Source organism: Streptomyces sp. NPDC056734 (assembly GCF_042790455.1).
Taxonomy (GTDB): domain Bacteria; phylum Actinomycetota; class Actinomycetes; order Streptomycetales; family Streptomycetaceae; genus Streptomyces.
Map to the genome: position 1 here is coordinate 468,734 of NZ_JBHTZD010000004.1, position 4,559 is coordinate 473,292.

At 71.0% G+C, this 4,559-nt stretch carries 3 protein-coding genes; all 3 read left to right on the forward strand.

Features of this window, described 5'->3' with window-relative positions; translation table 11 throughout:
- Positions 1-268 precede the first annotated feature (268 nt).
- The 3 genes from ACFRFC_RS08465 (at position 269) to ACFRFC_RS08475 (ending at position 4,468) form a co-directional block, all read left to right on the forward strand.
- Positions 269-1,189 carry an SCO0930 family lipoprotein gene (locus tag ACFRFC_RS08465; RefSeq protein WP_382687398.1) on the forward strand — a complete coding sequence of 307 codons (921 nt, stop codon included), beginning with the start codon at positions 269-271 and terminating at the stop codon, positions 1,187-1,189.
- A 328-nt stretch (positions 1,190-1,517) separates the two neighbouring features.
- Positions 1,518-2,330, forward strand: coding sequence for an SAM-dependent methyltransferase (locus ACFRFC_RS08470; RefSeq protein WP_382687400.1), 813 nt, complete (start codon positions 1,518-1,520; stop codon positions 2,328-2,330).
- Positions 2,327-4,468 carry a putative bifunctional diguanylate cyclase/phosphodiesterase gene (locus ACFRFC_RS08475; RefSeq protein WP_382687402.1) on the forward strand — a complete coding sequence of 714 codons (2,142 nt, stop codon included), beginning with the start codon at positions 2,327-2,329 and terminating at the stop codon, positions 4,466-4,468. The genes ACFRFC_RS08470 and ACFRFC_RS08475 overlap by 4 nt, the downstream gene beginning before the upstream one ends.
- Positions 4,469-4,559: the final 91 nt, after the last annotated feature.

The window sequence follows — 4,559 nt, forward strand, 5'->3', positions numbered from 1 at the left end:
TCCGCTCGCCGGGCGGGCGCCGCATCCGCCCCCGGGTGCCCCGGACTGCCCCCGGACATCCCGCGTCCGCTCCCCGGGCGCCCCGCGTCCACTCCCCGGGCGCCCCGCATCCGCCCCGGCCGCCCCCATCCCCCCCGTACCCCCCTTCACAGGTTGCGGAAAGAAATCCCCGTCCGTGTTGAACGGGCGTCCCGCCGCCCCCGTACCCCTGGTCGTGCGGTGGCGGAGCAGGGTGCCGTAACAGCGTGGTGATGATGGGGAGTTGACGATGAACACCTGGCGGAGCGCCTCTCTCGTGGCGAGCGCTGTGGCCGTACTGGCGCTGACGACGGCGTGCGGCCAGGACGGCGCGGGTCAGTCGGTCGGCCAGAACGTGGGTGCCACCGCGCCCGCGCCGGGTTACGGGAGCGGCATCGACGCCCAGGCCGGTCAGGAGGCCGCCGTACCGAACACCCCCGCGGGGCAGCTCGCGGTCACCGCCGACGCGGAACTCGGCGATGTCCTCACCGACGCCGACGGCCGTACGCTCTACCGCTTCGACCAGGACACCGCCGAGCCCCCCAAGAGCAACTGCGACGGCGACTGCGCCACGGCCTGGCCGCCGGTCCCGTCGGACGACGCCGGCGCGGGGGAGGGCGTCGACGCCGAGCTGCTCGGCGAGATCACCCGCCCCGACGGCACCAAGCAGCTGACCGTCGGCGGCTGGCCCGCGTACCGGTACGCCAAGGACGTCAATCCGGGCGACACCGAGGGCCAGGGCGTCGACGGCACCTGGTTCGCGCTCGCGCCCGACGGCAAGAAGGCCCAACTGGCCGCGCTGCCCGGACTGTCCACCCGTGCGGACCCCGAACTCGGGGAGCACGTCGTCGACAAGAACGGCATGACCGTCTACCGCTTCCTGAAGGACGAGGCCTGGCCCGAGCCGGTCTCCGCCTGCACCGGCGACTGCCTGGAGAAGTGGCCCGTCGTCGCCCCGGTCGCCGTCAATGACACCGAGGGCGTGCAGCAGGAGGGCCTGATGAGCTTCACCCGCCCCGACGGCGCGAAGCAGCAGACGGTCAACTGCCGGCCCATCTACACCTTCGCCGGCGACGAGGCCCCCGGCGACACCAACGGCCAGGGCGTCGGCGGCACCTGGTACGCGGTCGCCCCCGACGGAAAGCCGATCGGCGCCCCCGACACGGAGTAACCGCGAGGCTCCCGGCCGCGCAGCCGCACCTTCCGGGCAGCAGTCCATCACCCCGCGTTCCACAAACGATTCCCGACGGGCGATTCCCGGCGGAACGTTTTCCAGGGGAGATGGACTGCTTCGCCGTGTTCGAAAACCGGGACCCCGTTTCGGCACCCAGCGAAACGTCTCCGATACTTCTCGTGAGGCCCGCACGACCCCACGGACACGGCATGTGCCAACGGCAGTGACCGGGAACGGATGGTCAATTTCCGTTTCGGCTCGCTCCTTTGGCGGGCGATCAGTAGCCTCAGCTCGAACACCGGATCGCCAACGCCTGGAGAGATACATGGAGCGTCCCGCCTGGGCACCACGGAGCATCGACATCTCGGTGCCGAGCGTTTCGCGTATCTACGACTACTACCTGGGCGGTTCGCACAACTTCGAGGTCGACCGGGAAGCGGCCCGCAAGGCGATGGAGTTCCTGCCGGGACTTCCGAAGATCATGCAGGCCAACCGCGCTTTCATGCGCCGCGCGGTCCGCTTCGCCGTCAGCGAGGGCGTCACCCAGTTCCTCGACATCGGCTCCGGCATTCCGACGTTCGGCAATGTCCACGAGGTGGCCCAGAACGCCTGTCCCGGCGCCCCCGTGGTCTATGTCGACCACGACCCGGTCGCCGTCGCGCACAGCAGGCAGGTGCTCGACGGCAACCCCCACGCCGGTGTGGTCGGGGCCGATCTGCGCAAGCCCCTGGAGATTCTGCGCAGTCCCGAGGTGCGGCAACTGCTCGATCTGGACCGGCCGGTGGCCCTGATGCTCGTCGCGGTCCTGCACTTCGTGGAGGACTCCGACGACCCGTACGCGGCGGTGGCCCGGCTGCGCGACGCCCTCGCGCCCGGCAGCCTGCTGATCATCACCCATGCCTCGTACGAGGGAATACCCATGCCACCGGAGCGGGCCGGCGGCGTGGTCGACGTATACAAGGACATTCGCAACCCGCTGATCATGCGCTCGCGCGACGAGGTCGCGCGGTTCTTCGAGGGGTACGACATGGTGGAACCCGGACTGGTGCAGACGGCCTCCTGGCGCCCGGACACCGCACCGGAGGACGAGGATCCCTACGCGTTCTCCGGATTCGCCGGCGTGGGACGTACGGCGTGAGCGCGGAGCCGGACGGGCCGGAGGACCGGCTGCGCCGGTTCGCGACGATCTGGAGCCGGGCGGTGTTCCCCGTCTCCCCGACCGCGCTGACCCGCCCCGAGTTCGAGGAACAACTCCTGCCGCTCGCCCGCCGGATGAGCGAGGCGCTGCGCGCACGGACGTACGACGCGGCCGAGGCCCGCGCCCTCGGCGCCGCCCTGGTCGACGCGCACTGCACCGACCCGGAGGCCCTCAGCCGCACCCTCGACTGCGTGGACGCCTATCTGGTGCTCTACTGCGGCGACGACGGGCCCCGCGACGATCTGCGGGCCCGCTCCTCCCGTATCCAGCACGCCATGGCCGCCGGATTCGCGCACGCCCTGCGCGCCCGCACCCTCGCCGAGCAGGAGTCCATCGCGCAGGCCGCGCTGCGCGCCCAGGGCGTGGTCGCCCAGGCCCTGCACGCCAGCGAGGCCCGCTTCCGCGCGGTGTTCGAGGGCGCCGCCATAGGCATCGGCATCGCCGACCTCGACGGCAATGTCCTGGAGACCAACGCCGCCATGATGCGCATGTTCGGCGGCGGGGAACAGAACATACGCGGTCGCAACGTCAAGGACTGGACGCACGCCGAGGACGCCCCGCATGTGTGGCGGCTCTACGACGAACTCGTGGGCGGCCAGCGCGAGCACTACCACGTGGAGAAGGCCTTCTACCGGCCCGACGGAACGGTCCTGTGGACCAATCTCACCGTCTCCCTGCTGCGCGACCCCGACGGCAACCCGCAGTACCAGCTGGCGCTGATGGAGGACACCACCGAACGCCGGCTGCTCAATCTGCGGCTGCGCTACGAGGCCACCCACGACGCGCTCACCGGGCTGCCCAACCGCACCCTGTTCTTCGAACGCCTGGAGAAGGCGCTCGGCGCCGGGCCCGGCCAGCGCTTCGGCCTGTGCTACCTCGACCTGGACGGCTTCAAGACCATCAACGACAGCCTGGGCCACGCGGCCGGTGACCGGCTGCTGGTGGAGATCGCCGACCGGCTCCAGTCCTGCGCCACCGCGCCCGGTGAGATGGTGGCCCGGCTCGGCGGCGACGAGTTCGTGGCCCTGACCACCGGCCCGCACACCCAGCGCGAGGTCGACGAACTCGCCTCCCGGATCATGAACGCCCTGCTGGCCCCGGTCCGGATCGAGGGCCGGGAGCTGACCGTGCGCGGCAGCATCGGCATCGTCGAGGGACCGGCGGCCGGTGAGCGCAGCGCCGCGGAGGTGCTGCGCAGCGCCGACATCACGATGTACCGGGCGAAGTCGGCGGGCGGCAACCGCTTCGAGCTGGCCGACCCGGAGGCCGACGCCCGTGCCATCACCCGGCACGGTCTGACCACCGCGCTGCCGGCCGCCCTGGAGCGCGGCGAGTTCTTCATCGAGTACCAGCCGCTGGTCCATCTCGGCGACGGCAGTGTGCGCGGCGCCGAGGCGCTGGTGCGCTGGCTGCATCCGCAGCACGGTGTCCTCGGCCCGGACCGCTTCATCCCGCTCGCCGAGCACACCGGCCTGATCGTCCCGCTGGGCCGCTGGGTCCTGGAGCAGTCGGTGCGCCAGGCGTACGAGTGGAGCGAGCGGTACGGCGGCGGGTCGGGGCCGTTGCGGGTCAACGTCAATCTCTCGCCGTGCCAGCTGACCCATCCCGGCCTGGTCCAGGACACCGTGGAGATCCTGGAGGCGACGGGTGTCCCGCCCGAGGCGCTCTGCCTTGAGGTCACCGAGTCCGCGCTGATCGGTGCGGACGATGATCTGCTCAAGCCGCTGCGGCGGCTGGCCGAGATGGGGGTCGACATCGCCCTGGACGACTTCGGCACGGGCTACTCCAACCTCGCCAACCTCCGGCGGCTGCCGGTGAGCATTCTCAAGCTGGATCGGTCCTTCACGCAGAGCATGCAGCAGTTCCCGGCGGACCCCGTCGATCTGAAGATCGTCGAAGGGATCGTCTCCCTCGCCCACAGCCTGGACCTCGCGGTCACTGTCGAGGGGGTCGAGACCGGCGCGCAGGCGGAGCAGCTCCGGATACTCGGCTGTGACACGGCCCAGGGCTGGTACTACGCGAGACCCGGCCCGCCGGACCGGTTGCACGATCTTGCGTTGATGGACGCGACCGGGTGAGTACTTCGGGCGCGGGTCGTGGTGGGCTGGTCGCGCAGTTCCCCGCGCCCCTAAAAGCAGGGCGCTGCGCTCCCGTCCCTCGCTTTTCAGG

Bases quoted from the DNA above. Each gene is read 5' to 3' on its own strand.
- ACFRFC_RS08470 (WP_382687400.1), top strand. From the start codon at position 1,518: ATGGAGCGTCCCGCCTGGGCACCACGGAGCATCGACATCTCGGTGCCG.
- ACFRFC_RS08465 (WP_382687398.1), top strand. From the start codon at position 269: ATGAACACCTGGCGGAGCGCCTCTCTCGTGGCGAGCGCTGTGGCCGTA.